The following is a 577-nucleotide window of genomic DNA, read 5'->3' as shown; positions in this document are numbered from 1 at the left end:
GTGAAGCTCATTTGGCCGATTACCAAAGTCCGCGGGAAACCACGAAAGCACCACGTGCCCGATATCTTATCGATTGCGGCAGAACAAATGCTGGCCAGCGCCAAATGGAAAGCCGTGAGCTGGCGCAGCGGGACGAAAGGTCGGCTGAAAGCCCGATTTGCTGCTCTCCGTGTCCGCACCGCCGACGGCCCTCCTCAGCGGATTTGGGATAAGGGTCAGCAGCATCTCCCGGGCGACGAAGCTTGGCTCATCGGCGAGCAACGTGCCTCAGGGGAGAAGAAATACTATCTTGCCAATCTCCCTGCGGCGACGGATCTGCGCACACTAGCCGCCACCATCAAGGCAAGATGGATTTGTGAGCAGGCGCATCAGCAGTTGAAGGAGGAGCTCGGACTTGATCACTTCGAGGGGCGATCATGGCAGGGTCTTCATCGCCACGCCCTGATGACAATGATTGCCTACGCCTTCCTGCAGCATCGTCGCCTCGCACATGCGGGGCGGAAAAAAAAGAATCAACGGACCTCCGCCTCAGCCAACCATGCCCGCCGTACGTCACGCCATCGTCGATCTCATCCTT

General features: G+C 58.6%; 1 protein-coding gene. It reads left to right on the top strand.

The window, feature by feature from the left end:
- The coding region (locus SO180_RS42495; RefSeq protein WP_449384723.1) for a transposase at positions 1-577 on the top strand (577 nt) is incomplete at both ends.

Source organism: Bradyrhizobium sp. UFLA05-112, from assembly GCF_053572325.1.
Note: the sequence above shows the minus strand (reverse complement) of the source record. Positions and strands in the feature narration are given on the sequence as shown.